29 protein-coding genes and 2 tRNA genes are annotated in these 24,456 nt (G+C 50.8%); 22 read left to right on the top strand and 9 right to left on the bottom strand.

Translation table 11 applies throughout. The features are described 5' to 3' along the window. Nucleotides 1–12 precede the first annotated feature (12 nt). The 4 genes from G7K71_RS20200 to G7K71_RS07245 form a co-directional block, all read right to left on the bottom strand. Nucleotides 13–159 carry a recombinase family protein gene (locus tag G7K71_RS20200; RefSeq protein WP_395858256.1) on the bottom strand — a complete coding sequence of 49 codons (147 nt, stop codon included), beginning with the start codon at nt 157–159 and terminating at the stop codon, nt 13–15. After that, nucleotides 114–317, bottom strand: a complete 204-nt coding sequence (locus G7K71_RS20195) for a hypothetical protein (protein ID WP_395858265.1) — start codon at nt 315–317, stop codon at nt 114–116. Before G7K71_RS20195 ends, G7K71_RS20200 begins: the two co-directional genes overlap by 46 nt. Nucleotides 318–331: 14 nt before the next feature. After that, nucleotides 332–1,030 carry a hypothetical protein gene (locus G7K71_RS07250; protein ID WP_166344591.1) on the bottom strand — a complete coding sequence of 233 codons (699 nt, stop codon included), beginning with the start codon at nt 1,028–1,030 and terminating at the stop codon, nt 332–334. Nucleotides 1,031–1,154: 124 nt separating this feature from the next. Further along, nucleotides 1,155–1,760, bottom strand: a complete 606-nt coding sequence (locus G7K71_RS07245) for a hypothetical protein (RefSeq protein ID WP_166344589.1) — start codon at nt 1,758–1,760, stop codon at nt 1,155–1,157. Nucleotides 1,761–1,950: 190 nt separating this feature from the next. Between G7K71_RS07245 and G7K71_RS07240 the strand changes: the two genes are divergently transcribed. The 5 genes from G7K71_RS07240 (at nt 1,951) to G7K71_RS07220 (ending at nt 7,062) form a co-directional block, all read left to right on the top strand. Beyond that, nucleotides 1,951–2,982, top strand: coding sequence for a glycosyltransferase (locus G7K71_RS07240; protein WP_166344587.1), 1,032 nt, complete (start codon nt 1,951–1,953; stop codon nt 2,980–2,982). After that, nucleotides 2,975–3,070 (top strand): DUF1858 domain-containing protein, encoded by a 96-nt coding sequence (locus G7K71_RS19820; protein ID WP_166344585.1) that lies wholly within the window; start codon nt 2,975–2,977, stop codon nt 3,068–3,070. Before G7K71_RS07240 ends, G7K71_RS19820 begins: the two co-directional genes overlap by 8 nt. Nucleotides 3,071–3,268: 198 nt before the next feature. Next, nucleotides 3,269–4,096 (top strand): GT-D fold domain-containing glycosyltransferase, encoded by an 828-nt coding sequence (locus G7K71_RS07230; protein ID WP_166344583.1) that lies wholly within the window; start codon nt 3,269–3,271, stop codon nt 4,094–4,096. Nucleotides 4,097–4,269: 173 nt separating this feature from the next. Then, on the top strand, nt 4,270–5,304 hold the full coding sequence (locus G7K71_RS07225) for a glycosyltransferase family 4 protein (RefSeq protein ID WP_313884930.1): 1,035 nt from the start codon (nt 4,270–4,272) through the stop codon (nt 5,302–5,304). 171 nt (nt 5,305–5,475) lie between these two features. Next, the gene (locus G7K71_RS07220; RefSeq protein WP_166344579.1) at nt 5,476–7,062 is read left to right on the top strand and encodes a beta-propeller fold lactonase family protein; all 1,587 of its coding nucleotides are present in this window, start codon (nt 5,476–5,478) and stop codon (nt 7,060–7,062) included. A gap of 111 nt (nt 7,063–7,173) precedes the next feature. Here G7K71_RS07220 and G7K71_RS07215 read toward each other — a convergent pair whose 3' ends face one another. Then, nucleotides 7,174–9,396 (bottom strand): hypothetical protein, encoded by a 2,223-nt coding sequence (locus tag G7K71_RS07215; protein WP_166344577.1) that lies wholly within the window; start codon nt 9,394–9,396, stop codon nt 7,174–7,176. Between the two features lie 171 nt (nt 9,397–9,567). Beyond that, nucleotides 9,568–9,843, bottom strand: a complete 276-nt coding sequence (locus tag G7K71_RS07210) for a hypothetical protein (protein WP_166344575.1) — start codon at nt 9,841–9,843, stop codon at nt 9,568–9,570. Nucleotides 9,844–10,218: 375 nt separating this feature from the next. On the opposite strand from G7K71_RS07210, the gene gvpA (G7K71_RS07205) reads away from it, so the two are divergent. The 17 genes from gvpA (G7K71_RS07205) to asnB all read left to right on the top strand — a co-directional run bounded on the left by gvpA (G7K71_RS07205) (nt 10,219) and on the right by asnB (nt 22,722). Next, a complete protein-coding gene (gene gvpA, locus G7K71_RS07205) occupies nt 10,219–10,443 on the top strand; it encodes a gas vesicle structural protein GvpA (RefSeq protein ID WP_166344573.1) in 225 nt (74 codons plus the stop codon). 159 nt (nt 10,444–10,602) lie between these two features. Beyond that, complete coding sequence (gene gvpA / locus G7K71_RS07200) at nt 10,603–10,827, top strand: gas vesicle structural protein GvpA (RefSeq protein ID WP_166344573.1); 225 nt, start codon at nt 10,603–10,605, stop codon at nt 10,825–10,827. A 159-nt stretch (nt 10,828–10,986) separates the two neighbouring features. Continuing rightward, nucleotides 10,987–11,211 carry a gas vesicle structural protein GvpA gene (gene gvpA, locus G7K71_RS07195; RefSeq protein WP_166344573.1) on the top strand — a complete coding sequence of 75 codons (225 nt, stop codon included), beginning with the start codon at nt 10,987–10,989 and terminating at the stop codon, nt 11,209–11,211. Nucleotides 11,212–11,321: 110 nt separating this feature from the next. Beyond that, the gene (locus tag G7K71_RS07190; RefSeq protein WP_166344571.1) at nt 11,322–11,567 is read left to right on the top strand and encodes a hypothetical protein; all 246 of its coding nucleotides are present in this window, start codon (nt 11,322–11,324) and stop codon (nt 11,565–11,567) included. Nucleotides 11,568–11,862: 295 nt separating this feature from the next. After that, entirely contained in the window at nt 11,863–12,159 is a 297-nt protein-coding gene (locus G7K71_RS07185; RefSeq protein ID WP_166344569.1) for a gas vesicle protein GvpR, read from the top strand. 21 nt (nt 12,160–12,180) lie between these two features. Beyond that, a complete protein-coding gene (gene gvpN / locus G7K71_RS07180; RefSeq protein ID WP_243174589.1) occupies nt 12,181–13,095 on the top strand; it encodes a gas vesicle protein GvpN in 915 nt (304 codons plus the stop codon). A gap of 81 nt (nt 13,096–13,176) precedes the next feature. Continuing rightward, nucleotides 13,177–13,713 carry an Hsp20/alpha crystallin family protein gene (locus G7K71_RS07175; RefSeq protein ID WP_166344567.1) on the top strand — a complete coding sequence of 179 codons (537 nt, stop codon included), beginning with the start codon at nt 13,177–13,179 and terminating at the stop codon, nt 13,711–13,713. Nucleotides 13,714–13,775: 62 nt separating this feature from the next. Then, a complete protein-coding gene (locus G7K71_RS07170) occupies nt 13,776–14,723 on the top strand; it encodes an ArsA family ATPase (RefSeq protein WP_166344565.1) in 948 nt (315 codons plus the stop codon). Between the two features lie 52 nt (nt 14,724–14,775). Further along, a complete protein-coding gene (locus tag G7K71_RS07165; RefSeq protein ID WP_166344563.1) occupies nt 14,776–16,971 on the top strand; it encodes a CDC48 family AAA ATPase in 2,196 nt (731 codons plus the stop codon). Nucleotides 16,972–17,002: 31 nt separating this feature from the next. Then, nucleotides 17,003–17,788: a GvpL/GvpF family gas vesicle protein gene (locus G7K71_RS07160; RefSeq protein ID WP_166345173.1), complete on the top strand. Its 786-nt coding sequence runs from the start codon at nt 17,003–17,005 to the stop codon at nt 17,786–17,788. Beyond that, the gene (locus tag G7K71_RS07155) at nt 17,788–18,036 is read left to right on the top strand and encodes a gas vesicle protein GvpG (RefSeq protein ID WP_166344561.1); all 249 of its coding nucleotides are present in this window, start codon (nt 17,788–17,790) and stop codon (nt 18,034–18,036) included. Before G7K71_RS07160 ends, G7K71_RS07155 begins: the two co-directional genes overlap by 1 nt. Before the next feature lie 17 nt (nt 18,037–18,053). After that, nucleotides 18,054–18,923 carry a GvpL/GvpF family gas vesicle protein gene (locus G7K71_RS07150; protein WP_166344559.1) on the top strand — a complete coding sequence of 290 codons (870 nt, stop codon included), beginning with the start codon at nt 18,054–18,056 and terminating at the stop codon, nt 18,921–18,923. Beyond that, entirely contained in the window at nt 18,916–19,110 is a 195-nt protein-coding gene (locus G7K71_RS07145) for a gas vesicle protein (RefSeq protein WP_166344557.1), read from the top strand. Before G7K71_RS07150 ends, G7K71_RS07145 begins: the two co-directional genes overlap by 8 nt. 13 nt (nt 19,111–19,123) lie before the next feature. Then, complete coding sequence (locus G7K71_RS07140) at nt 19,124–19,921, top strand: GvpL/GvpF family gas vesicle protein (protein WP_166344555.1); 798 nt, start codon at nt 19,124–19,126, stop codon at nt 19,919–19,921. Next, on the top strand, nt 19,890–20,231 hold the full coding sequence (locus tag G7K71_RS07135) for a gas vesicle protein K (protein ID WP_166344553.1): 342 nt from the start codon (nt 19,890–19,892) through the stop codon (nt 20,229–20,231). Before G7K71_RS07140 ends, G7K71_RS07135 begins: the two co-directional genes overlap by 32 nt. Before the next feature lie 67 nt (nt 20,232–20,298). Beyond that, nucleotides 20,299–20,550, top strand: a complete 252-nt coding sequence (locus G7K71_RS07130) for a gas vesicle protein (protein ID WP_313884903.1) — start codon at nt 20,299–20,301, stop codon at nt 20,548–20,550. 327 nt (nt 20,551–20,877) lie between these two features. After that, nucleotides 20,878–22,722 carry an asparagine synthase (glutamine-hydrolyzing) gene (gene asnB / locus G7K71_RS07125; RefSeq protein ID WP_166344551.1) on the top strand — a complete coding sequence of 615 codons (1,845 nt, stop codon included), beginning with the start codon at nt 20,878–20,880 and terminating at the stop codon, nt 22,720–22,722. Between the two features lie 99 nt (nt 22,723–22,821). Here the strand turns inward: asnB and G7K71_RS07120 are convergent. The 3 genes from G7K71_RS07120 to G7K71_RS07110 form a co-directional block, all read right to left on the bottom strand. Next, nucleotides 22,822–22,897 (bottom strand) — tRNA-Glu (locus G7K71_RS07120). A 1-nt stretch (nt 22,898) separates the two neighbouring features. After that, nucleotides 22,899–22,974: transfer RNA gene (locus G7K71_RS07115), tRNA-Lys, on the bottom strand. A gap of 197 nt (nt 22,975–23,171) precedes the next feature. Further along, nucleotides 23,172–24,455, bottom strand: coding sequence for an adenylosuccinate synthase (locus G7K71_RS07110; protein ID WP_166344549.1), 1,284 nt, complete (start codon nt 24,453–24,455; stop codon nt 23,172–23,174). Nucleotide 24,456: the final 1 nt, after the last annotated feature.

The following is a 24,456-nucleotide window of genomic DNA, read 5'->3' as shown; positions in this document are numbered from 1 at the left end:
AAATTTCTTCCATCAATTCTTCAGTTCTAAAGCGGAAGCAATGTCTTTATAAATCCCATCAATTGTCCAGCCGTTGTTGAGGCAGAACTGTTTCAACAATTCCAGCTGATTTTCTAAATCCCTCTTTTGCTTATTTGTGGACACCCTGGCGTAGAGCACGGTTTTCCTCTTGACAGGCTGCCGGTGGTCTTTAGCAGGTATTCGTAAACGGATTTTTCGTCGTAGTCGTAGTAGCCGTTGGGTAGTTTGTTTACTTTGATTTTATTTTCCCACCGCAACCTGTTGAGGGTGCTCCGGCTGATACGTAATAATTCCATTACTTCTTTGGCTTTCATAGTAAGTATAGTATATCCAATTTGATAAAGACTGCCAAGAAGATGTTAGAATTGTGGACTATATCCCGGGACTTTAACCTGGCCAGCCGCACCAGTTCCGTGTTTACCGTCAAGGGTGGCAGGCCCGCCCTAATCCGTTCCTGGTTGATCAGGTTAACCAGGGTTTGCTCGTCGGCAGTCAGCCCCGCAACGGCATCGTTCCCGGAAGAAGGCGGGGTACCCGGTGTGCCACCTGCAGGCGGCGGCTGTGGGGAAACCGGCTGCCCGGAAGGCGAAGCGTAAAGTGATTTAAAGGTGTACCGGCTGCCGCTGCCCGTCCCTGAATTTAAGCGAACAGTCACCCGGGAGACTCCGGGAGCAGTCTGTATAACTGTACTTCCGGCAGCCGGAGGATTAGGCGAAGCTCCCGCCCCGCCGGCACCGGCGGAACCATTTCCCGTGCCTGAAGACTGAGCCGGTGTAACGCTGGAATCCGACCTCCCTTCCCTGGCAACAGAAGATTTGCTGAGATAAACCCGGCTAACCCCGGCATTATCACTGGGAGTCCCGTTATTAACTTGATACTGATAACCGTTACCAGAAGGGGTTAATTTGATATAAACGGCTGCCTGAGCCAGGGCCAGGGGACTCCCCAGGAAGACCAGAAACACCAGGAAAACCAGCCATGCCGTGCAGCGTGGTGCTCGCAGACGCAAAAACATTCCTCCTTTGTTTTGAGGGTAAACCGGGCCCGAAATACCCTTGATGATTATAACATTCAATTCAACAACTCTCTTTTGCTTCCTTATGTAAATAAGCGGTAAGCATCGAGGTAATTTATTACAGTTTTTCTCCCGCTCCTCCGTTGCCGGGCGGATTCGGGAAAAAGTCCCGGGGAAACTGTGTCTGCTCCGGATCGTTAAATTTCCGGCAGGCTTCGCACCATACATGGTTTAAACGATGGGGCTGATCTTCTCCCCCCGACCCGAAATCAAGGGGTAGATTAAGCTGATGCTTTCCTAAAAGCCTGACCACCACATGCAGGTCCACAGCAAACTCCAGTTTGTCCGCGGTTATTCCCGGAGGTACCAGGAGACGGCTGCCGGACTCTACGGTTACATGAGGCACCCGTCCCTGACCGGCCAGGGGGGTATAGACCACCGTATAAATTTGGGTATCCGGCAGGTAACCATCCAGGGCAAGCTCTTCCCCCGTGCCTGTAGCGGTGAGCCGGGCTTCAAATGGAACCCTCAAGACAAACTGCACCACGGAATAATCCGGCAAACCGGGTACAGGCGCCAGCACCAGGTTTTCCAGCTGTTGCATCCCCGGCGGGAAATTAACTTCTATCAGAGTGTATCTCGCTTCCGGCGGCAGCGGTATAGTTACCAGATGTACCACAGTATCTGCAAAAATAGACTCGTAGGTAAAAATACTCTGAAACACGGTAATCACCCCCTGCCCCTTCCTGATATGAGACCTCCAGAAAACCCACGCTGCTAGCATTTTATGCCTGACCATTCATTAAAAATGCGGCTTTTTCCATGAACGGCTAGAGTAACCCGGTATGGCGAACCGTTATTGAAAAATTTGCATATATTGGCATAAGGATTCATGTAACGAAAGGAGAATAATCTTGCCCACTATCATTCATCCGCCGTCGCTGCGCTTTAACTGGATGTGCCAGCGTCCCCAGCAAATGTTTAGGGAATTTGCCCGCCTGGGCTACCAGGCCATATACTGCAATCCCCGGCGCCCCAACGAACCACGGGGGGCCTTCCGGCTGGCGAAAAACCTGTACATTTGTACGGGGGTCGATCCCCTGACCATCTCGCACGAGGAGCCACGCATCCTGTGGATTTCCGCCCCTGCGATGGTAAGACATATCCAGCGCTACCGGCCCCACCTGGTGGTCTACGATGCTTTAGACGAGCCGGCGGAGGAATTCAGCACCTGGGCCCCTTACGTGGAAGAACTGCGCGCCCGGGCCGATGTAATTTTTGCCACCTCCAGAAAACTCTACGAAACCAACCGGCAGCACCACCCCAACGTGTATCTGTGTCCCAACGGAGTGGACTACGCCCATTTTCACCCGGCCCTGTACGGTAACCTCCCCAGGCCACCGGATTTGCCGGCTGACGGCCGGCCTGTGGCAGGTTACTGCGGCGCCCTGGCCACATGGCTGGACTGGGAGCTATTGGATTACATAACTGATTCCAACCCCAGGCTGCACTTTGTTTTTGTGGGCCCGCTGTATAACATCAGTCTGCCCTTTCAGAAACCGAACATGAGTGTTCTGGGCTACCGGGACTATCGCTGGCTACCCAATTATTTGCAATGCTTCGACGTTTGCCTGATTCCTTTCAAGATTACCCCAATGACCGAGGGGTGCAACCCGATTAAAATGTACGAGTACCTCAGCACCGGCAAGCCGGTAGTAGCCACTCCCCTGCCGGAAGTATTGTTCCACCCGGAAATATATGTGGGACGTACACCGGAGGAGTTTAATCAATTAATCCATCGCGCCCTGTCCGGGGATTCACCCGGAGCCCGGGAAAGGCGCATCGCGCTGGCCCGGGAAAATTCCTGGGCCCGCCGGGCCCAACTGGCCATCGGGGTAATAGAAGAAACACTGAAAAAGAAAGGATGGGTTACCCAAAATGATTAACCCACAAATGCGCATCTCTGAAGTGATCAACCGTTTCCCCGGAACACGCCGGTTCTTCGACCTGTATGGCATTGGTTGTTTCGGGTGAGGAGGGGAAGAACTCACCGTCGAGCAGGCTGCCCGGCAGAGAAAAATCCCCCTGGACGACTTCCTGTTCAACCTGTACTACTGGGTGCAAAATCCCGATCGAACACCTAAAATTAAAATCAGGGTTCCCCGTCACCTGTTCAAAAAAGCCGGCACCGGTCTCCCTTTTATCGAAAAGATTTAAATGGGGGTTAAAAAAATGGCCAACCAGTTCACCATACCCGACGCCCGGGAATTGCTTTACCTGGTGAAAGAGCACCTGGACCGGCGCAGGCCCTTTTCCCTTGTACGCATCGGTGACGGGGAAAATTTCATCCTGGCCCAGGAAAGTATTCATCCGGTGCAGGAATTAATTGCCATGTACAATGTAGTGGCCAGTGACCGTTACTCCGGTATCGCCATCCCCAACCTGGAGGCCCGGGACCGCCTGCTCCAGGCGGTACGCCGGGCTACGGTTCTGGGGCTCCTTCACCAGACCGACTGCTACTGCTGGTACCCCCTGACGGAAAAAATCCTCTCCCATTACCGGATTACCCCCCGCCTGACATGCTATGCCTTTATCAATCATTATTGTGCAAACACACCTTTGTTTTATGAACTTTTCCGTCACACCCGGATTCTTTTAATCGGCAGACCCATGGCCCGCTTGCGGGAGGTACTGGAACGGCGCTATCAATTTACCGGTATAATGGGTGTCCTCAATCTGCGCAATTACCACGACCTGGACCGGGTGCTGGCACAACTGCCCCGGTTTAATTTCGAGCTGGCTCTGATTTCTGCCGGGGCCAATGCCAAAATGGTAGCCGTGGCAGCCATGGACCTGGGCCGGGTGGGATTTGATTTCGGCCATGCGGCGGACAACATTATCAAAATGGACGAAAAGGGGCTCTTCGCCTGGGGTTCCCCGGTTTTCAAGCCCCCACCCGGACGCATCCGCAGTAACCCGGGCATCTGGCAGGCCCGCTACCACCTCCCGGCGCCCCAGGGTCGTACCGGCTCGTTACCGGTTTCGGTAACGAGCCGGTAGTGCCAAATCCGCTCCCTCTGGAAAGACCGGGAGGAATGGATAATGTTTAAGTTTCCAATCCTGATTACCTGCAGGGGCAAATAATCGCTCACCGCCCGGACTTTCTTGTAGTGGAGGGGACGGCCATCCTGCGGTCTTATGAGATGTTGCAGCGGGCAAAAGATTTGTTGTCTGTGATCATCCAGGGGAGGGGTGAACCTCGAGACATCATGCGCGTTTTATTCCAGATCCGGCCTGACTACCTTACCAATATGGCCGGGGATAGTATCCAGATGCTGAAAACCAGGCAATACCTGGAGCGGCTGGGAGTACGTGTGGACGTAAGTACAACCCTGACAGATTTAAGGCCCTATGACCTGGTACATTTGTTCAATACCACCCGGGTAAGAGAAACTTACATTTTTCTGAGGCAAGCCAGGCAACAGGGCAAGCCTGTGGCCGTATCCACCATCTACTGGGATGCAGCTGAATTTCTTGCCCGCACCGGTAGCTCTTCTGGAGCAACCACAGCCTGGGCCTCCGCACACAGGCTACGACGCCGGGTGTTTCAGGAGGCCACCATTTTGTTGCCCAACGCCCGGGAAGAAATGGAGCTTATTTCCCGGCAATTCGGCCCGGTAGCCCCCCATCACATCGTCCCCAACGGGGTGGAGGAATTCTTTGCCCATGCCAGACCCGATGCCTTCACACGCACCTATGGACTGCGTAATTTTATCCTGTGCGTAGGACGTATAGCTCCCCGCAAAAATCAACTGACCCTGGCGGAAGCTTTACGGGATACCGGCCTGACTTTAGTACTGCTTGGGCCGGTAAACGATGCCAGTTATGCCGCACAATGCGCCGCTGCCGGGTCCCATGTAATAATGCTGCCTTTCATGGAACACCACCGGCTGGCTGCGGCCTACGCAGCAGCAGCGGTACATGTATTGCCCGGCTGGTTTGAAACCCCGGGTCTGGCCAACCTGGAAGCCGGCCTGGCCGGCTGTCGGGTTGTAAGCACCGACCGGGGCACGGCAAAAGAATATTTCGGCCACCTGGCCCTTTACTGCCAGCCGGACGATCCCTCTTCCATCCGCCGGGCAGTAATGGATGCCCTACAATCCCCACCAAATTACAGGCTAAAGGAACATATTCAGCGGCATTTCACCTGGCAACGGGTAGCAGAGGAAACATTGATAGCCTATCAAAAGTGCCTCTGCGGCAAATAATCAATTTCCATCTATGCCACTTGTAACCATTTATTCCTTCCTCTCATATTATGTAACAAATCATGGATCAAAAGACCCCCATGCCGAAATGCGCGATGGACCTTTACTCACCACCGGTGGGTAAATTTCTATAAAACCCATGAAACAAATCAAATAAGGAGGTATCAGGGTATGCTAGCGGCTTTTCGAGGCTACGTAGCCAATCCCGGCGATAACTCTATCGCCGTACTCAACACCACCACCGGCACCATTCTCGCCCGGGTATCCACCGGCACGGGCCCCAACAGCGTCCGTCTCGCACCCAACGGCAGCAAGGTGTACGTCACAAACAACGGGGGCAACACCGTCAGTGTCATCTGTGCTGAAACCAATACGCCCATCACCACCATCACCGTAGGCAATGCTCCGGCAGATGTGACGGTTAACTCCACCAGCACCAGGGTTTATGTCACCAACTCGGGCAACAACTCCCTGTCGGTTATCGATGCAACCACGGATACGGTGGTGGCCACCGTGGGAGTGGGCACTGCTCCCATCGGTGTAGCTATTTCACCTGACGACACCCGGGTCTATGTAGCTAATAGCGGTTCGGATAACGTGACGGTGATCAACACCGCCACCAATGCGGTAGTAGGTGCTCCCATCGCTGTAGGTGACGACCCGCGGTTCATTGATGTGGCCCCCGATGGACGGGTATGGGTGGCCTGCTCTGGCAGCAATAACGTTTTTGTCATTGACCCCGGCACCAACACCGTTATTGCCACTGTCGCCGTAGGTACCAATCCCACTGCGGTAAAGGTGAACCCTTCCGGCACCTTTGCCTACGTGGTCAACAGCGGATCCAACAACGTATCGGTAATCAGTACCGCCAGCTTTACCGTAACCACAACCATCCCGGTGGGAACGACCCCCGACCGGCTGGACTTCGACACCAATCCCGAAGTGGCCTTCGTGCGAGCCTTTGTAACCAACTTCGGCAGTAACGATATTTCCATCATCAACACCACCACCAATACGGTAATCGGCACCATCGCGAACGTGGCCTTTGTGGGCGGACCAAGAGGAATTGACATCGGCCGGCTGGGTGCGGTGGAGAGCCCCGGTGAACCCATTGACATGACCGACCCTTATGTACTTGAGGAAATTAAGGAATCCGTGTGCATCCTGGTCGACAAAGTCTATACCAGTTGCGAACAGCGTGAGTGCTTCCCGGAAGTAAATATAACCCTGCCGCCAGGCGGTCCCTATGTGTTCCAGAGTATCCGTTTCCACAACGGCACCATTGTTCCGGGCAGCCTGGTAATCACGCCCATCCCCAGCAGGCCAAACTTCTCCCGGGTGCAAATGACCGTCTCCATCGCCTTTACCGCCACCGTGCTTAACACCAGCACCGGGGCCACCGTTACCGTTGACGGCACACTACCGAACATCTTGAAGGACATCGTCCTGTTTATCCCACCCGCCCGGGACGAGGTGGATCTGACCATCGCCGTGGAAACCCGTTCCGAGCTTCTCTGCACCCCCGTCGTCAGCGACCTTACCCTGACTATTCAGGTAGGTGTTTTCCTGGTGATCAAGGTGCTCGGTAAGGTACAGCTGCTGGTGCCCGCCTTCGGGTTCTGTCCCGAACCGCCGCCTTGCGAGCCCTTCTTCGAGAAAAAGGTCGATGTATGCGCCAACTTCCTCAATCCGGTCAAGACTCCCTTCCCCACCGACTTCTTCCCGCCTCAGCTGGAAGACCTGCTGTGCCAGAAGTAAAAACCGGGTGCCCCGCAGCCGCGGGGCACTCACAATTTTAACACCAGCAGAGCCTGCATCGAACAGCAACCGGGGTGGGTATAATAAACCCACCCCCTGTTGTTATGCTCCCTATGAGCCGAACAGCCGCTGGAAAAATCCGGCCTTACGCCAGCGCTCTTGTTCTGCCTGCAACTGCTGCTGTTGGCCGGCCAATTCCGCCACCCCTTTATCCAGTTCATCCAGCCGGGCGGCCAGCGAATCCAGACTATTTCCCGTCTCTTCCCTGATAATCCTTAAACTTTCCAATATACCTTTCAGTGACTCCTCCTGTCGCAGCAGGGCTTGTGCCCCAGCCGTTACTTGTCGCTCCTGCTCTTCTCTGTACCGTTCTAGATCCCCTGTCAGCCGTTTAATCTCTTTTTCTACATGGTCTCTTAATTCCTGCCATTGTGTTTCCCATGCAACTTGAGAGCGTTTATTGTTTATCTGCGCCTGTTGCCAGAATTCCTGAAACTCCCTTTGCGCCAGTACCAGCTGCTCGTTTTCTTCCCTTACTGCCCTCAGATCCCGATCAAGCCTCATTACATCTCCCGATAATTTTTCCAATAAAGGGATCCACTCCTTTTGCTCCTGTTTTTTGAGCGTTTCTTCAACCTGTTGCATGGACCCGGCGAGGCCGTCAACCCGGGAATAAAGATTTCCCAGGCCCTTTTCCAGGTTATTATGGGACTCACTCATACAGGCCCAGGAACTTACCAGTTCATCCTGTTGCTGGCGGAAATTTCCCATTTCCTCCCTGAGATAGGAAATGAGGGATTCCATATCTGCCTGCCTTTGTGACAGTTCCGCCAATTTTTCACCCAGGTGGCTTAAGGAAGCCTCTTCCCGCTGTTTAAAATCTCCCAGCTTTTTTTCCATTTGTCCAAGGAGTAACTTTCCTTTCTCTTCCCCCTTACAGAGTTGATCAATTTTTTCTTGAAGCGAAGCCAATACTTCTCGCAGTTCTTTGTGGTTTTTTTCCAGCTCGGTTAAGCTTTCTTTTAATGTGCGTTTTTCCATTTTCCATTCCTCCATTAGATTATTTAGTTCTTTTCCCAGCGCCTCCACACGTAATACCATCTCCGTTACGGGCTCCTCCCCGGTACAGGACCTATCTTCCCCATACCCGGTTTCTGGCGCAGTACCGCCTGCCTGTGCAGTTGTGGACTGCGTTACCGGCTGTGTTGCTGAATCGGAAAAAGGAGCCGTATTTAAAAACCCGCCGAAAGCCCTATCCATATCCGACACTTTTCCGGGGGGTTCGATTACTTCTAAAAGTTCGTTAAAGGGTATACTTATTCCCTGAGCCGTTATTACTCCACATATGGTACCGGCCTGAAAACTGCCACCTGAAGGAACACCGGTAAGATAGGTAAAGAGTGCGGACTTACCCTGCCTGAGTGTAAACGGCTGTGCCTGTTCCCAGGTTTTACCCAGGTCATTGGAACGGCAGCCTGCATAACCGTTTCCTTCCCGCCATGAAGACTGTAAGTACCGGTCACGAATAAAAAGAAAAGGCTGCAGGCAATTCTGGCGGCCCTGGTAAAGCATCTGTTGCTTTTCCCACCGGGCTGTACCCCGGATTACCTCCCGGCGCTGCCGGTAAATTACCCGGCTGCGATCTCTATCTCCGAAACCGGTACAGATAAGGTGCAGATTATCCCTGTTGTCTACAAGACAGTAGATTCCTTGAATACTTTCAACGGGCAGGTCAATTTTCTCAGTATGACTCCACAGTCCAAAGCTGGCATTGAATTTGCGGTAAAAGGCTTCATAATTTTTGCCTCCGGGAGCGCTGGTATAAACCAGATGAAGGTTTCCCTGGCTGTCAAGAGCCGGGTAAAAAGGAGGCAGGTTTTTACCGGCGATGATTTCCGCCACCTGTTCATCCTGCCATTCGTTCCCCAACCAGCAGGAATGCTGGATGGCCCAGAGAAAGTAATTGGTCACACTGGCAGTGGCCCAAAAGATATGCACACGGCCGGGAAAAAGTTTTAAGGTCAGACAGCGGAAAACCTGTGATTTCAGGTCGAACCGGGCCAGCGCCGCGATGTTCCAACCTCCCTCGGGCTTAGTGATATAATACTTTAGCTGGCCTTCCCTGGTCAGGCATACCAGATGAATGTAATCTCCAGGATCAAGGCCCACATCGAAGTCCAAAACAGGATCTTCCACTAAAGACCGGGCGACGGTTAATCCGTGGCAAGCCGGGGAGACTACCCGGTAGCCAAGCATACCGTTTTCCACAAAGATGTGCCACAGTTCCCCTGTACGGCGTCTGGCCAGGTAATGCTGGTTTCGGGCAAAGGTCACCTTGACCACCCCCTTTAACGCTGGAAAGATCGAGCTTAACACCAGCTTATGAAGATGGAAAGGTAGTTGTGCCATATTGCAAATAGATAAATAATGCCCTTTGAGGTTTTTTATCCTTGTCAACCATGGGATGGACACCCAGCACCTTTGCAAGCGCAAAGGTCATTTTTATCATAAGCTGGCTTCCGGTAGGGAGAACAGCAAGAGGTATTTCAGGGTAGGATAGGCAACGAGATTCTTTTCCGCTGCACGTACGGGCAATTGATTTCCTCCCGGCGAAAGAAGAAAGGCATAGAAGGTGTTTAAGCTTGAGTAAAATTTTACGCGAAAGCTGTCATACAAATGACTGAGGTGCATATTGTGATATAGAGTATCGGGGTGTTTTTCGTCTTCTTTCAAACTGCGTATAAGGGCGATCTCCAGCACCAAAGCCAGGAAACAGACCATGATCTGTCCCCTGACCCGGGTATCGGTCCAGTAGTAAAGCGTAATTCCAGTCCGCACCCGGTTTCACAAAAGCCTTTCCCACCTGCCGGGGTACTTTATACGTCAGGGCTACCTGGTCTGCAGGAAGGTCGGTACTGGTTCTCAGCATGTATTGGCAGTCATAGCGGACTTCACTCCACAGGGCTTCATGGGTTATGGTATCTCTACTGAGCTTTAAATTCAAAAAAGTACCGGGCAGGAATTGTAACCAAAAGGCTTGTTTTGGAATATTTTATTACCAGAGTTACAGGTTAGCAACTTTGGTTAGTTTTAGCGCAAAGGTACGAAATCTATACTCAGCAAGCAGCCTGAAAAATAAAGAAGGGGGGTTACAAGATGTCTGTAAAAAAGAACCTGGATGTATCCAGCCTGGCCGAGGTAATTGACCGGATTCTCGACAAGGGAATCGTAATTGATCTCTGGGTAAGGGTATCCCTGGTAGGAATTGACCTGATCGGCATCGAGGCAAGGGTGGTCATTGCCAGCGTGGAAACTTTCCTCCTCTACGCAGAAGCAATTGGTCTGCTCCCGGCTGAAGAAAACAGGGCAGTAGCTGTATAAGGTGTGTCGATTCCGAGAAGGTTTACCGCACCCGGGAATGCCTGCCGGTAAGAGGATTTGCGTTGCATATAATTCCAGGAGCCGTTCCAGTGTTCTGCACGCACAGGACAGTTTGTACTTGAGGAAAAGGGCGGAAACCTGAAAAAGGGGGATTACAAGATGTCTGTAAAAAAGAACCTTGACGTATCCAGCCTGGCCGAGGTAATTGACCGGATTCTCGACAAGGGAATCGTAATTGATCTCTGGGTAAGGGTATCCCTGGTAGGAATTGACCTGATTGGCATCGAGGCAAGGGTGGTCATTGCCAGCGTGGAAACCTTCCTCCTCTACGCAGAAGCAATTGGTCTGCTCCCGGCTGAAGAAAACAGGGCAGTAGCTGTATAAGGTGTGTCGATTCCGAGAAGGTTTACCGCACCCGGGAATGCCTGCCGGTAAAAGGATTCGCGTTGCATATAATTCCAGGAGCCGTTCCAGTGTTCTGCACGCACAGGACAGTTTGTACTTGAAGAAAAGGGCGGAAACCTGAAAAGGGGGGGGTACAAGATGTCTGTAAAAAAGAACCTGGATGTATCCAGCCTGGCCGAGGTAATTGACCGGATTCTCGACAAGGGAATCGTAATTGATCTCTGGGTAAGGGTATCCCTGGTAGGAATCGACCTGATTGGTATTGAGGCAAGGGTGGTCATTGCCAGCGTGGAAACCTTCCTCCTCTACGCAGAAGCAATTGGTCTGCTCCCGGCTGAAGAAAACAGGGCAGTAGCTGTATAAGTAATCACCATTTCAGGATTGATGGAAAAACGTTTGTCGAGGTATATCCCGGCATTTTCCGGTATACCTCGACAAACCCATAAATTTGCCCACTGAGGGGAGGGTTGAAAATGGGTGTTCACATGATTTCACGTGTTGAGAAGGCCCGAAACCTTGCTGAGCGAATTCCTGCTTCCTTTAACAGCAGAAAAGAGAGACTTAAAGAGTTGTTTGAAGAGTTCGAAGAGAAAAAGGCAGCAAGAACAAAAAGGTGGCATGAAATGCAACGGGAAGGTCGAGCCGCACGAAAAGAAGTGCATGAGATACTGCAAAAATTATGGGCTACCATGATGAAGAAGAGACGGCTCTATAATTAGTTAGCAGGCAGCCAGATCACTTATCCACCGGTACTTAACAGGTAAAAACGAAATATTAATTGTGTCTGGGTAGCAGAAAATGCCGGCCGTCATGGTCGTCAGCCGCAACACGCCGTTGCCTTTGACGGCCGGCAGAGATTTTGCCGGTAGTGGGCTTACCCAGCGCCAGGAATAACAGATAGGGCGAGATCATAGAGTAACTTTTGCTCTGTTTTTTTATGTTTCATTAAGAAAAATAAGTGAATAGCTAACTAATTGGTACCCCAAAAATTGAAAGATAAGGAGGTTCTAAACGTTGGGTTTAGAAAATATCATAAATATTGTAAAGGATTTTTTTGCCACTGTCCTGAATAAGCCCGGGCAGGTAGTCGGCGCGTGTATACGAGACGGCAGATGGATCGTGGAAATAGAAGTAACGGAAGAAGACGAGTACATGCGCAGGCACGGGCGAAATGAGTTGCTGGGGATTTACGAAGTGGAAGTAAATGAAAAACGCGAGGTAGTATGCTTTTCGCGGAAGGAATTGAGAGAGAGAGGTAAGCTTCAGGGTATCCCGCAGGACCCGGCCGATCCTGATCGGGGAATAATGTAAAGTCGGGAGGTAGAAGGAAGATTGATAGATAAGATTTATGCCCAGGTAATGGAAAATTTCGTACAAACTGCTTATATAAAAGATCTGACAGCACGTGCGCTGGCCTACATCCGGGCAGGTTTACCGGTACACCTTCGGGGACCTGCTGGTACAGGTAAGACAACGCTGGCCCTGCATCTGGCAAGCCAGATTGGCCGTCCGGTGGTACTGCTCCACGGGAATGACGATTTCACTTCTACCGACCTTATTGGGGACCTCCACGGTTATAAAATAAGCAGGGTGATTGATAACTTTATCCATTCGGTTTTAAAAACAGAAGAACAAATGAGTCTGCGCTGGCAGGATGCCTGTATCACCGAGGCCTGTAGAAACGGTTATACTTTGATCTACGACGAATTTACCAGATCAAGACCAGAAGCAAACAACATCTTGTTATCAATTTTGGAAGAAAGAATACTGGAGCTACCGCCGGCTAGAAAGGGAGAACGATACCTCCAGATTCATCCCGACTTCAGGGCTATTTTTACCAGCAATCCGGCGGAATATGCCGGAGTTTACAAAAGTCAGGACGCCTTACGGGACCGGATGATTACTCTTGATTTAGACTATTTTGATGAAGAGACGGAAATTGCGATAACTGCAGCCAAATCCGGACTTCCGGTCGAAGAGGCAGAACGGGTTGTCAGAATTGTACGTTCGTTTCGGGAAAAAGGGGAATATGAATTTACCCCCACGGTTCGTGCCAGTATTGCCATCGCCAGGGTGATCAGCCTTCAAGACAAACGGGATATCAGTAACCCATTCCTGAGGCAGATTTATTTAGATGTGTTGACGAGTGAATCTGGCAGTACTGTTAGTACAGGCAAGACAAAAGGGAAAGCGAGAAATAACACAGCCACGCTGATTCAGGAACTCCTTAACCAATACTATTCTTAATTGGTAAAGGCCGGGGACGGGTGGGATAGGGTCAGACATCCTTCCCCGGCAGAAAATCGAGCATACGGAAAGGAGCATACCATGACCAGTAAAAAAGATTCCTCGGGGGATATCAAAATCAATGTTGGGCTGGGCGATCTTTTAAAAGGACTCGGTAATTTTATTGATCTAATACAACAGATGGAAGCAGAAGGCAAGGCAAAAATTTCCCATATCGGTGAAATTACCGGATTAGATAAGGTCAAAGGATTAAAGGGTATCTACGGTATCGATATCAAAATTGGCAATGAAGGTTCTCCCAGGATAAAACCTTTCGGCAATATTAGAAAAAACGAAGAGGGCCTTGTCGTTGAAGAAGTTGTTGAACCAATTGTGGATGTTTTTGATGAGAGCGATGATATTTTGGTGATTGCGGAACTTCCCGGCGTAAACGAAGATAATTTTCATTTCCAGGTAAATGGTGATATTCTGGTCATTACAGCTTCAAGGAAAGACAGAAAATATCGTAAAGAAATACTGCTGCCTGTAGTGGTAGATCCGGAAGGCGCGACAACTATTTTCAAAAATGGGATCATAGAGCTCAGGTTGCCGAAGACGAAAACTTCTGATAATGGGTAATCTCATTTTAGAGAGAAAAGGGGGGCATTCCATGGATGTTCGCGGGATAAAGGTGGTTAACGATGGTGTCTCATTTAACCGGTATCAACGCAAAGTTTCTTTTATTCAGCGGGAAAGGTGGAGTGGGGAAAACAACCTGTGCGGCGGCCACTGCTGTCCATTATGCAAGCCTGGGCAGGAAAACCTTGCTCTTCTCCACCGATCCGGCTCATTCTTTATCGGATATTCTGGGACAGGAAATTAGTGATGATATTACAGATGTCAAGAAAATTAAAAATCTGGCCGCTTTGGAGTTAAATGCTGAAAAAATGTTAAGCAAATTTAAGGAAGAATATGGAGAAGAAATCTTAAATATGTTAACTACTACCACCTATCTTGATGAGGATGATATCGATAATATTTACAGGTTAACCATACCCGGATTAGATGAGATGATGGGTTTAAAGCAAATTATGGATTTTATGAAAGATAGTAAATACGATTTATACATTTGGGATACGGCCCCGACAGGTCATACCCTCCGTTTATTGGCCTTACCCAACATACTTGATGACTGGATTAAAGTACTGGCCAGGATGCGCTGGAAATACAGGTATATCGTAGGACGGTTTTCCAGAAGGGATATCTTTGATGAAACGGATGACTTTTTATTGATGATGAAGAAAACGATTCGCCAGGTGGGGAGTTTTTTGCGAACGCCGGAAAGAAATAGATTTATTGCAGTAACCATTCCAGAAGCTATGGCCATCAACGAAACGAAACGGATGTTTGCAGCTCTTAAATCCTATGGGATACCGGTAAGACACCTGATTATCAACAATGTTGTTCCTGAAAACAGAAATTGTAATTTTTGTATGGCCAGGAGGAAAGAACAGCAAAGGCACCTGCAAGTGATCTATCGGGAACTTGGTTTTTGTCGGATTGTGGAGGTACCTCTGCTGGTTTCTGAAGTTAAGGGATTAGAAAGTCTGAAAGAAGTGTCCAGATACTGTGCCTTACTGCAGAGTTAATAGACATGAAAGCGATATACAGATAGAAAGAGAGGAAAAGGAGGCGATAAGAGTGGATACCGAGACTAAAAGTTTGTTTTTGCGGGTATCAGAAGCCTTAACCAAAGATGTGGGAAGGGGAATTGCCAGGCTTGATCCCCAGGATATGGAAAAAGCAGATATCTCTATTGGCGATGTTATTGAAATCAAGGGTAATAAAAAAACCGTGGCCAAAGTTATGCCTGCTTACCAGGAACACCGGGGAAAAAATATCATTCAAATAGATGGTATCATCCGTGAAAATGCACAGATTGGGTTGGGAGATAAGGTGCAGATCAAAAAAATACCGTTTAAAACCGCATCGACTATAATCCTGGCTCCTATCACTGGTTTCCGTACCGATTCTCGAGATAAGGACAGCAGGTACATCGGGAAATTGATGGAAGGTTTTCCGCTCCTGGAAGGCAATAAAGTCAGGGTTAATCTTTTTGGGTCCCGTCCTCAGGAGTTTGTTGTTGTAGAGACCATTCCGAAAGGTGTGGTGATGGTTCATGCCGGTACTATTGTTAAGGTGAGGCCAGAGGAGGGATCTATAAAAAAGCAATCTCTGGTAACATATGAAGATATTGGTGGGTTACACAAGGAAATTCAAAGAATACGGGAAATGATTGAACTGCCGCTGAAGTATCCTGAAATTTTTGCCAGACTGGGGATTGAGGCACCAAAAGGGGTGTTGCTCCACGGCCCCCCGGGCACAGGTAAAACGTTAATTGCCAGGGCAGTAGCCAATGAAACCGACGCCCATTTTATCCACGTAAACGGCCCGGAAATTATCCACAAGTTTTACGGGGAAAGTGAGGCAAAACTACGGGGGATTTTTGAGGAGGCTGCTAGAAATGCTCCCAGTATTATTTTTTTAGATGAAATCGATGCTATTGCACCGAAACGGGAAGCAGTCGTCGGCGAAGTAGAAAAACGGGTTGTAGCGCAATTGCTGGGGTTGATGGATGGCTTGGAATCAAGGGGCCAGGTTATTGTTATCGGGGCAACCAATATTCCCAACTCCCTGGATCCAGCGCTCAGACGTCCGGGTCGTTTTGATCGGGAGATTACCATCAATATTCCTGATAAAAACAGCAGGCTAGAAATCCTGCAAATTCACACCCGCGGCATGCCTCTGGCAAAAGATGTGAACCTGGAAAAGATTGCTGAAATTACCCACGGTTATGTAGGGGCAGACCTGGCAGCTCTGTGTAAAGAGGCCGCCATGGCCTGCTTAAGGAAAATGTTCCCCAAGATAGACTTTCAAGATAATTATCTTCCCTATGAAGTCCTTGCGGAACTGGAAGTAACCATGGCAGATTTTGCGGAAGCTTTTAGAGAAATCGAACCTTCCGCCATCCGGGAGGTTGTCGTGGAGGTACCGGATGTGCGCTGGAGCGATGTAGGTGGTCTGGATAAGGTTAAGCAGGAACTCAAGGAAGCTGTGGAATGGCCCTTAAAATATCCCGGGTTGTTCACCTACGCGAAAACGGAACCTCCTAAAGGTATTTTGCTTTATGGCAGCCCGGGTACAGGGAAAACCCTGATTGCCAAAGCAGTGGCGAATGAAAGTGGAGTGAATTTTATTTCGGTGAAAGGGCCTGCCTTGCTTTCCAAATGGGTTGGAGAATCGGAAAAAGGTGTGCGGGAAGTGTTCAAAAAAGCAAAACAAGCAGCCCCGTGTATTATTTTCTTTGACGAAATAGATGCTTTAGTACCGGTCAGGGGAACCGGGAGTGGGGATGCTCATGTTGCGGAACGGGTACTCAGCCAGCTACTAACTGAAATGGATGGGGTGGAAGAATTGAAGGGAGTGGTAGTGCTGGCTGCCACGAACCGGCTGGAACTAATTGATCCGGCACTTCTGAGACCTGGAAGATTTGACCTCCTTCTCGAACTCCCTGTCCCTGATGAAGATGAACGTCTGGAGATATTCCGCATACACACCAGTGGTAAGCCGCTGGCAGCAGATGTCGACCTGGTCAATCTGGCCATTATAACTGATGGTGCAACCGGTGCCGATATCAAGGCAATCTGCAACAGGGCTTCTCTGCTGGCGATTAGAGAGTTTGTGGAGGACTACCAGAATGAAATGACTGATTACTCCCTGTTTCAGATCAGGGCTAAGCATTTCAGTATGGCCCTGGAAGAAGTGATAAGACCAGAGCCAGATCAGGTGGAAAATCAAAAAACTCGCGTTCTAACTATGAAAAAAGAGCCCGGATAGTACCTCTTCTGGTGAAACGGGGTGAGCTGCACTGAAAAGCGGAGAGGGTAAATACATCTATTGTGCTATCAGGTCGCTGGAACCGAGAAGTTTTGGACCGATTGGGGTGGGCAACCGCCACGATGAGGTATATACTATCAATTATTTGGACCTGGCCATGGTGGTCAGTGATTCACCAATAGTTATTTACGACCCGGACCGGAAAAATGCCATCCAGCACGAGCGGGTTATTTCCCGGGTCATGGAAGAATATACGGTTATTCCCGCCAGTTTTGGCTTGATCTTTAAAACAGAAGAAGATGTATACGAATTATTGAAGAAGATTTACACAGAGGCAAAAGAAGCGCTGGTAAAGATAGATAACAAAATAGAATTAGGGTTGAAGGTTTTTTGGAAAAAGGAGTGTTTTGCCCAGGAAATTGAAAGAGGGCACAGGGAACTTCAAAAACTTAAACTGGAAGTCGCCAGACAGCGACCAGCTTCCCAGGAGTCGGTTTATTCTAAAAAATTCAGGTTGGGTCAGCTGGTAGAAGAGGCAGCTGCCAGAAAAAGAGCTGTTTACATTGGAGAAATCTATAACGGTTTGAAAAAGTATGCCGCAGCTTCTACCACCAACGAGCTGGTTACGCCACGCATGATTTTAAACGCCGCCTTTTTGGTGGATAGGAATCGCGAAAAGGAATTTGACGAACAGGTAAACCGGCTTTATATGAAATATCATAAGATCCTGGATTTTAAATATACCGGACCCTGGCCGCCTTATAACTTTGTCAAGGTGCTCCTGAAGTTGGAAGGAATTGGTGAGGTGAGGCGTTAGTGTTTCTAGTGGATGACATTCTCCTGTTCCCGCTTTATGGAACAGCATGGGTGATCCAGCAGATTATAGAACGGGCACAAGAAGAACTATATGACCCACACAAAGTAAAGCGGGAGCTCTTAGAGCTGCAACTTCTCTACGAAGTGGATGAAATAAGCGAAGAGGAATACATTGTCAGAGAAGCGGAGCTTCTGGAAAGGCTGCGTGCTATCAGGGAACGCGAGATGGCTGAAAGAGAGGGAGGCTAAAAAGGAGGGGGTTACAGGTGCCCAGGCCTCTAACGGAAGATGTCCCCAGGTCAGTATGTCAGGAGCAAGGTCTGTATTTGTACTGCCTCACTGATGCGGAAGCAGGTGCGTATATTGATGGGCTCGCGGTCAAGGGAATTGACCTTGAGAATACAATTTTTTCCATTGCCTACCGGGATCTCCGGGCAGTGATCAGCAAAGTATCACTGGACGAATTCGGCGAGGAAGGGTTTGCCCAAAGATTGAAGGATATGAGTTGGGTCGAAGCGAAGGGGATTCTCCACGTGCAGGTTGTTAAACAAGTGATGTCCCGGTATACAGTGATCCCCATGAGGTTCGGTATCGTCTATAAAAATGAAGACCGGATACTGGCAGTCCTGGCGGAAAATTACGCAGGTTTCCAGGAGGTTCTCAACAGGCTCAGGGATAAAGAGGAGTGGGGCCTAAAGATATTCTATGACCCGGAAACCTTATCCAGATTTATACGGGAATCCAATAAGGGAATAACACGGTTGGAGAATGAGATGGCTTCAAGTTCTACGGGAATGGCATATTTCTTAAAGAAAAAGATGGAGAAGCTGTTGCAAGAGGAAGTAGAACGCTTATCTTTCACTTATGCAGAGGAATGCCACCAAAGTTTGCGTAAGCTGGCTGCAGATTCCCGCCTTAATGAGTTAATGGATAGGCAACTAACCGGAAAGGATAGTGAGATGATTTTGAATGCGGCTTACCTGGTTGAGAAAGAAAAGGTTAAGGAATTTTCACGGGAGTTGGCCCATTTGCAATCGGAATATCAGCCAAAGGGTTTTGAGTTTAGCCTTTCCGGCCCCTGGCCGCCATATAACTTCACCTCTGTAAAGATAAAAGGAGAGGGCGGGGATGTGTGAAGCGAGCCGGCAAAAAAGCATCACTCTCCTGGAAACACTGGACAGGGTCCTGGATAAAGGAGTGGTTATCGTCGGGGACATTACCATTTCCGTGGCCGACGTAGATCTGATTTACCTTGGCTTGAGGCTCGTCCTTTCCTCGGTAGAAAAAATGCAGTCCCTCAAGCAGGAGAATCTACCAGGCTAAGGAGGTGGGATTTATGGGTGAAGGGGTATATGTTTACTGTATTGTGAATACAGGCCAAAAGCTTGATTTTGACCGCAAGGGTTTCAACGGCCGGAGGGTTTACAATGTTTCATATCGTGAATTGGGAGCCGTTGTTAGTGATACCCCGGGCTTTATATACGAAGTGAATGAAGAGAACATCCTTTTACATGAGGAGGTTATTGAGGATGTCATGCACCATTACACGGTCCTCCCGGTGCAATTCGGTACCGTTCTCAAGGATACAGAAGCAGTAAAAGCCTTATTGGAGAAGTTTTACCCGGAGTTAACCGAAAAGCTGTCCAGGTTGGAAAATAAAGTGGAATTTGGCCTGAAGGTAATATGGCCCGTTGATGAAATCAGGGAAGAAATCATGATTAACGAGCAGGCCGGCAACTTTGAGCAAGATACGGAAAAAACGAAAAAATTATCTGGAGAGAAGTATATGTTGGCCAGGATGCGGGATTTCCGTATACAAGCTTCTTTAGAAAGACGGGCCGATGAGCTGATTGCAGAAATCGACGGGGCTCTCCGTCCCTACGTTGAAGGCAGTTGTTTGAAAAAGTTGCTCTCGGAAAAGTTGTTTCTCAGCGCCGCTTATCTGGTGCATAAAGATCGTATCGGTGAGTTCAGAGAAAGAGTGAGGCAGGTAATGAACCAGTATCGGAAGTTAAAGTTCTTATATAGCGGCCCCTGGCCTCCTTATAATTTTGCTGTTTTTGAGCAGCCGTTATCTCTAATGAATACCGGGAGGGATAGCAATGGTTCCCAGGAATGTAGAATCAGACCCTGATGCTTTAGAAGAGTTTATCGATGAGCTCCAGGGACAACAGGTAAACCAGCCGAGAATCAATGTCGACCCGGAAAAAATTGAACAAGGATTGGCGAAACTGGTGCTGACTTTGATTGAGCTTCTGCGTAAGTTAATGGAAAAACAAGCACTCAAGAGAATGGAGGCCGGTTCCCTTACTTCTGAGGAAATCGAAAGAATGGGTTTAACTTTCATGAGACTGGAGGAAAAAATGGAAGAACTAAAGCAGCTTTTTGGACTGAAAGATGAAGATCTTAATTTGAAATTGGGTCCCCTGGGAGATCTAATGTAAAGTATTTTAACAACCGGTTGAGCATTATGATTCAGATATATGTATTTAAAAAAGGTGGGATAATATAGTGGCGTTAAGACAAAGCATGGAAACTTCAAGTCTCCTCGAAGTATTAGAGAGGATATTAGATAAAGGGGTTGTGATTGCCGGGGATATTACGGTATGCCTTTCCGATGTCGAACTCTTAAAAATTAAAATCAGGCTCTTAATTGCTTCTGTAGATAAAGCAAAGGAAATGGGTATTGACTGGTGGGAAAATGACCCGGCTTTATCTAAAAATGCAGAAAGACGGAAAATTTGTGAACCGGATGCTCATTGACTTCGTCTCTGGACTTGAATTAAAAGCTGAACGCATCCCCTCTCACCCTTTAAAAATTCCATGCTCTGCTGCCCCTCAGCTCTCATAAAAGTGATACGAATTAACCTGCATCTCACATAAAAATTTCACCGCACATTTTGCGCTTCCCCGGCATAATATGAACCTGGATAACGGAATCTGCCGTAAGGATTGCCACGAAGCAACTACGGGCCCGGGCAAAGGCGCCCCCCGCAGCGCAGCAAACCACTGCCTTGCGAGGGCGTCTTTCTTTTTGCCGGGTCGCGTGCAGCGCAAACCGCACGGGTTTTACGGGAGGGAGAAAGTCATATGTGCGGAATTACCGGCTGGGTAGACTGGGAAGAGGATCTCACCCGGCAAAAGACCGTACTCGAGGACATGGCGGCAACCCTGGCCTGCCGCGGGCCCGACGCAGCCGGGGTGTGGCTGTCTCCCCGGGCCGCCCTGGCCCACCGCCGCCTGATAGTGGTTGATCCCGCGGGCGGGAGGCAGCCCATGATCCGCCGGAAGGGGGAGTACAGGTATATAATCACTTATAACGGTGAACTGTACAACACCCCGGAGCTGCGGGCGGAGCTGGAAGCCCGGGGTTATCGCTTCCAGGGCCACTCGGACACGGAAGTGTTGCTCACGGCATTTATGGAGTGGGGCAAAGAATGCGTGCCGCGCTTGAACGGTATTTTCGCCTTTGCCATCTGGAATGAAGAGGAGCAAAGCCTGTTCATAGCCCGGGACCGGCTGGGAGTAAAACCCCTTTTTTATACCCAAAGGGGTAGCGCTTTTATCTTTGGCTCAGAATTGAAGGCCCTCCTGGCCCACCCGGGCGTACAACCGGAGGTGGACGCTGAAGGTCTGGCCGAAATCTTTGTTTTGGGCCCCGGACGCACGCCGGGACACGGCGTTTTCCGGGGAGTAAAGGAGCTGAGGCCCGGCCACTGCCTGGTTTACGACCGCCGGGGTGTGCACGTTTACCGGTACTGGGCCCTGGAAAGCCACCCCCACCCGGACGACCTGGACACCACCGCCGACAAGGTGGGCTGGCTTGTGCAGGATGCGGTGCGGCGGCAGCTGGTGGCTGATGTGCCCGTCTGCACCCTGCTTTCCGGCGGCCTTGACTCCAGCGCCATTTCGGCCTTTGCCGCGGATGCCTTCCAGCAAAACGGTACGGGGCGACTGCGTACCTTTTCGGTGGACTATGTGGATAACGACCGTCACTTCCGGCCCAATCAATTCGAGCCCGATTCCGATGCCCGGTGGGTAGGACAGGTATCTCATTTTCTGGGCACCCACCACCGGACCGTGTTGATCGACGCGCCACAGCTGGTGGAGGCGCTAATCGCTGCCGTGCGGGCCCGGGATTTGCCCGGTATGGCCGATGTAGACGCTTCCCTTCTGCTCTTCTGCCGGGAGGTCAAAAAAGAAGCCACCGTGGCCCTGTCCGGCGAGTGCGCCGACGAAATTTTCGGCGGCTATCCCTGGTTCCGGAGGGAGGGTGCCCTGGCCGCCCGCACCTTCCCCTGGGCGCTTGATACTGGAGGGCGGACCCGTTTGTTGTCACCGGAACTGCTGGCCATGATCCGGCCGGAGGAATATGTAGCGCAGCGCTACCGGGACACCCTGGCCGAAGTACCGCGGCTTCCGGGGGAAAGCTCCCGTGAAGCACGCATACGTGAAATGTTTTACCTGAATCTTAACTGGTTCATGGCCACCCTCCTGGACCGCAAAGACCGTATGAGCATGGCCACGGGACTGGAAGTGCGGGTGCCTTTTTGCGACCACCGCCTGGTGGAATACGCCTGGAACATCCCCTGGGAGATGAAAAGCTGCGGGGGGATGGAAAAGGGTATCTTGCGCCGGGCGCTGGCGGGGGTGCTGCCCCAGGAGGTGCTCCTGCGGCGCAAGAGCCCTTACCCCAAAACCCATCACCCGGCCTATTCTGAGGCCGTACGCCGGTGGCTCCTGGATATTCTGGACGACCCAGCCTCCCCCTTGCTGCCCTTTATAGACGTTGAGGCTGTGCGCCAGTTTGCCCAACTGGATGCGCCGGCCATGAACAGGCCCTGGTACGGCCAGCTGATGCGCGGGCCGCAGCTCCTGGCCTACCTCATTCAGGTTGACACCTGGCTCAGGGAGTACCGGGTGGTGGTAAGGTAGTTATTGTAAAGTCATATTGTAAAGTCACAGGCGCGGCGTTATTCGCGTAGCAACGGCAAAAAATTTAAGCCCCGTGCTTTGTTCACGGGGCTTTAAGATTGGTGACCCCAGCGGGATTCGAACCCGCGTTACCGCCGTGAAAGGGCGGTGTCTTAGGCCGCTTGACCATGGGGCCATGGTGAGCCATGGTGGACTCGAACCACCGACACCCTGATTAAAAGTCAGGTGCTCTACCAGCTGAGCTAATGGCTCACGATAGCGTTACCGGTAGTTATGATACTATAGATGGACACCGGTGTCAACACAAAATTTTATGGTTGTTTGTTGCATGGCCAGGAGTGTCGTTCAAAAAGTTTTAGCGATTTAAAGGTGGCGCTTTCCATGTTATTGAGGCCGGCGGTGACGACAATGCACCGCCGGCCTCATATTTTTCCACCGGGCAAAGGGAACTAGAATACCTCCCGGGTCACAATGGTCTCCTCCCGCCCGGGACCGACGCCAATAATGGCTATGGGAACGCCCACCAGCTCGCTGATGCGCTCCAGGTACCGCCGGGCACTGGCGGGCAGGTCCTCATAGCGCCGGGCCCGGCTGATGTCTTCCTGCCAGCCGGGCCACTCCTCGTAAACCGGCTCGCAGGCCGCCAGCACCTTGAGGGTGGCCGGAAACTCGGTTAAGATTTCCCCCTTGTAGCGGTAGGCGGTGCACAGGCGGACGGTCTCCAAACCGGTAAGTACGTCCAGCTTGGTGATGGCCAGGTAGTCCAGGCCGTTGATCCGCACCGCATAACGGGCCACCACGGCGTCAAACCAGCCGCAGCGGCGCGGCCGGCCGGTGGTGGTGCCAAATTCCCCACCCCGGGTGCGGATATGGTCCCCCAGGGCATCTTTTAGCTCTGTGGGGAAGGGGCCTTCACCCACCCTGGTGACATAGGCCTTGGCCACACCCATCACCCGGTCAATGCGGGTGGGACCAATGCCCGCACCGGTACAGGCCCCGGCGGCCACGGGATGGGACGAGGTTACGTAGGGGTAAGTACCGTGATCCACGTCCAGGAGGGTCCCCTGGGCACCTTCAAAAAGGACCTTCTTGCCCTGCTCAATGGCTTCGTTCACGATGACGGACACATCGGCCACGAAAGGTTTCAACCTGCGGCCATAGCTTAAATAGGTGGGCAAAATGTCCTCCAGCTTAAATTCCTTGCTATGGTAAATCTCCCGGAAGAGCTGGTTCTTGTTTTCGAGATTTCGTTCCAGCAGACCCGGAAATTCTTCCTCATCCACCAGCTCGGCCATGCGAATGCCCACCCGGGCAATCTTATCTGTGTAAGCCGGACCGATGCCCCGGCAGGTGGTGCCGATGCGCCATGCACCCTTTCTTTCTTCCTCGCACTGGTCCTGCCGCCGGTGGTAGGGGAGAATGACATGGGCACGGGGACTGATGCGCAGGTTGGCCGTGGAAATCCCCCGGGCGGCCAGGTTATCGAGCTCGTTCAGGAGGACCTCGGGATCAACCACCACACCGTTTCCAATCAAGCACAGTTTATCGGGGTACAGGATGCCCGAAGGAACCAGATGCAGCTTGAACTGCTGGCCCGCCACAACCACCGTGTGGCCGGCGTTGTTGCCGCCCTGGTAACGCACAATGAGGTCGGCCTTTTCAGCCAGAAAGTCCGTAATTTTTCCCTTCCCCTCGTCTCCCCACTGGGCACCCACCAGCACTAGCGTTGACATG

Source organism: Desulfofundulus sp. TPOSR (assembly GCF_011393055.1).
GTDB classification, from domain to species: Bacteria; Bacillota; Desulfotomaculia; order Desulfotomaculales; family Desulfovirgulaceae; genus Desulfofundulus; species Desulfofundulus kuznetsovii.
This window is presented reverse-complemented; position numbering and strand designations above follow the sequence as displayed.

Bases quoted from the DNA above. Each gene is read 5' to 3' on its own strand.
- G7K71_RS19820 (WP_166344585.1), top strand. From the start codon at position 2,975: ATGATTAACCCACAAATGCGCATCTCTGAAGTGATCAACCGTTTCCCC.
- G7K71_RS07175 (WP_166344567.1), top strand. From the start codon at position 13,177: ATGACCAGTAAAAAAGATTCCTCGGGGGATATCAAAATCAATGTTGGG.
- G7K71_RS07210 (WP_166344575.1), bottom strand. From the start codon at position 9,843: ATGGTCTGTTTCCTGGCTTTGGTGCTGGAGATCGCCCTTATACGCAGT.
- gvpA (WP_166344573.1), top strand. From the start codon at position 10,603: ATGTCTGTAAAAAAGAACCTTGACGTATCCAGCCTGGCCGAGGTAATT.
- gvpA (WP_166344573.1), top strand. From the start codon at position 10,219: ATGTCTGTAAAAAAGAACCTGGATGTATCCAGCCTGGCCGAGGTAATT.
- G7K71_RS07145 (WP_166344557.1), top strand. From the start codon at position 18,916: ATGTGTGAAGCGAGCCGGCAAAAAAGCATCACTCTCCTGGAAACACTG.
- G7K71_RS07220 (WP_166344579.1), top strand. From the start codon at position 5,476: ATGCTAGCGGCTTTTCGAGGCTACGTAGCCAATCCCGGCGATAACTCT.
- G7K71_RS07230 (WP_166344583.1), top strand. From the start codon at position 3,269: ATGGCCAACCAGTTCACCATACCCGACGCCCGGGAATTGCTTTACCTG.
- gvpA (WP_166344573.1), top strand. From the start codon at position 10,987: ATGTCTGTAAAAAAGAACCTGGATGTATCCAGCCTGGCCGAGGTAATT.
- G7K71_RS07140 (WP_166344555.1), top strand. From the start codon at position 19,124: ATGGGTGAAGGGGTATATGTTTACTGTATTGTGAATACAGGCCAAAAG.
- G7K71_RS20195 (WP_395858265.1), bottom strand. From the start codon at position 317: ATGGAATTATTACGTATCAGCCGGAGCACCCTCAACAGGTTGCGGTGG.
- G7K71_RS07110 (WP_166344549.1), bottom strand. From the start codon at position 24,455: ATGTCAACGCTAGTGCTGGTGGGTGCCCAGTGGGGAGACGAGGGGAAG.
- asnB (WP_166344551.1), top strand. From the start codon at position 20,878: ATGTGCGGAATTACCGGCTGGGTAGACTGGGAAGAGGATCTCACCCGG.
- G7K71_RS07190 (WP_166344571.1), top strand. From the start codon at position 11,322: ATGGGTGTTCACATGATTTCACGTGTTGAGAAGGCCCGAAACCTTGCT.
- G7K71_RS07170 (WP_166344565.1), top strand. From the start codon at position 13,776: ATGGTGTCTCATTTAACCGGTATCAACGCAAAGTTTCTTTTATTCAGC.
- G7K71_RS07135 (WP_166344553.1), top strand. From the start codon at position 19,890: ATGGTTCCCAGGAATGTAGAATCAGACCCTGATGCTTTAGAAGAGTTT.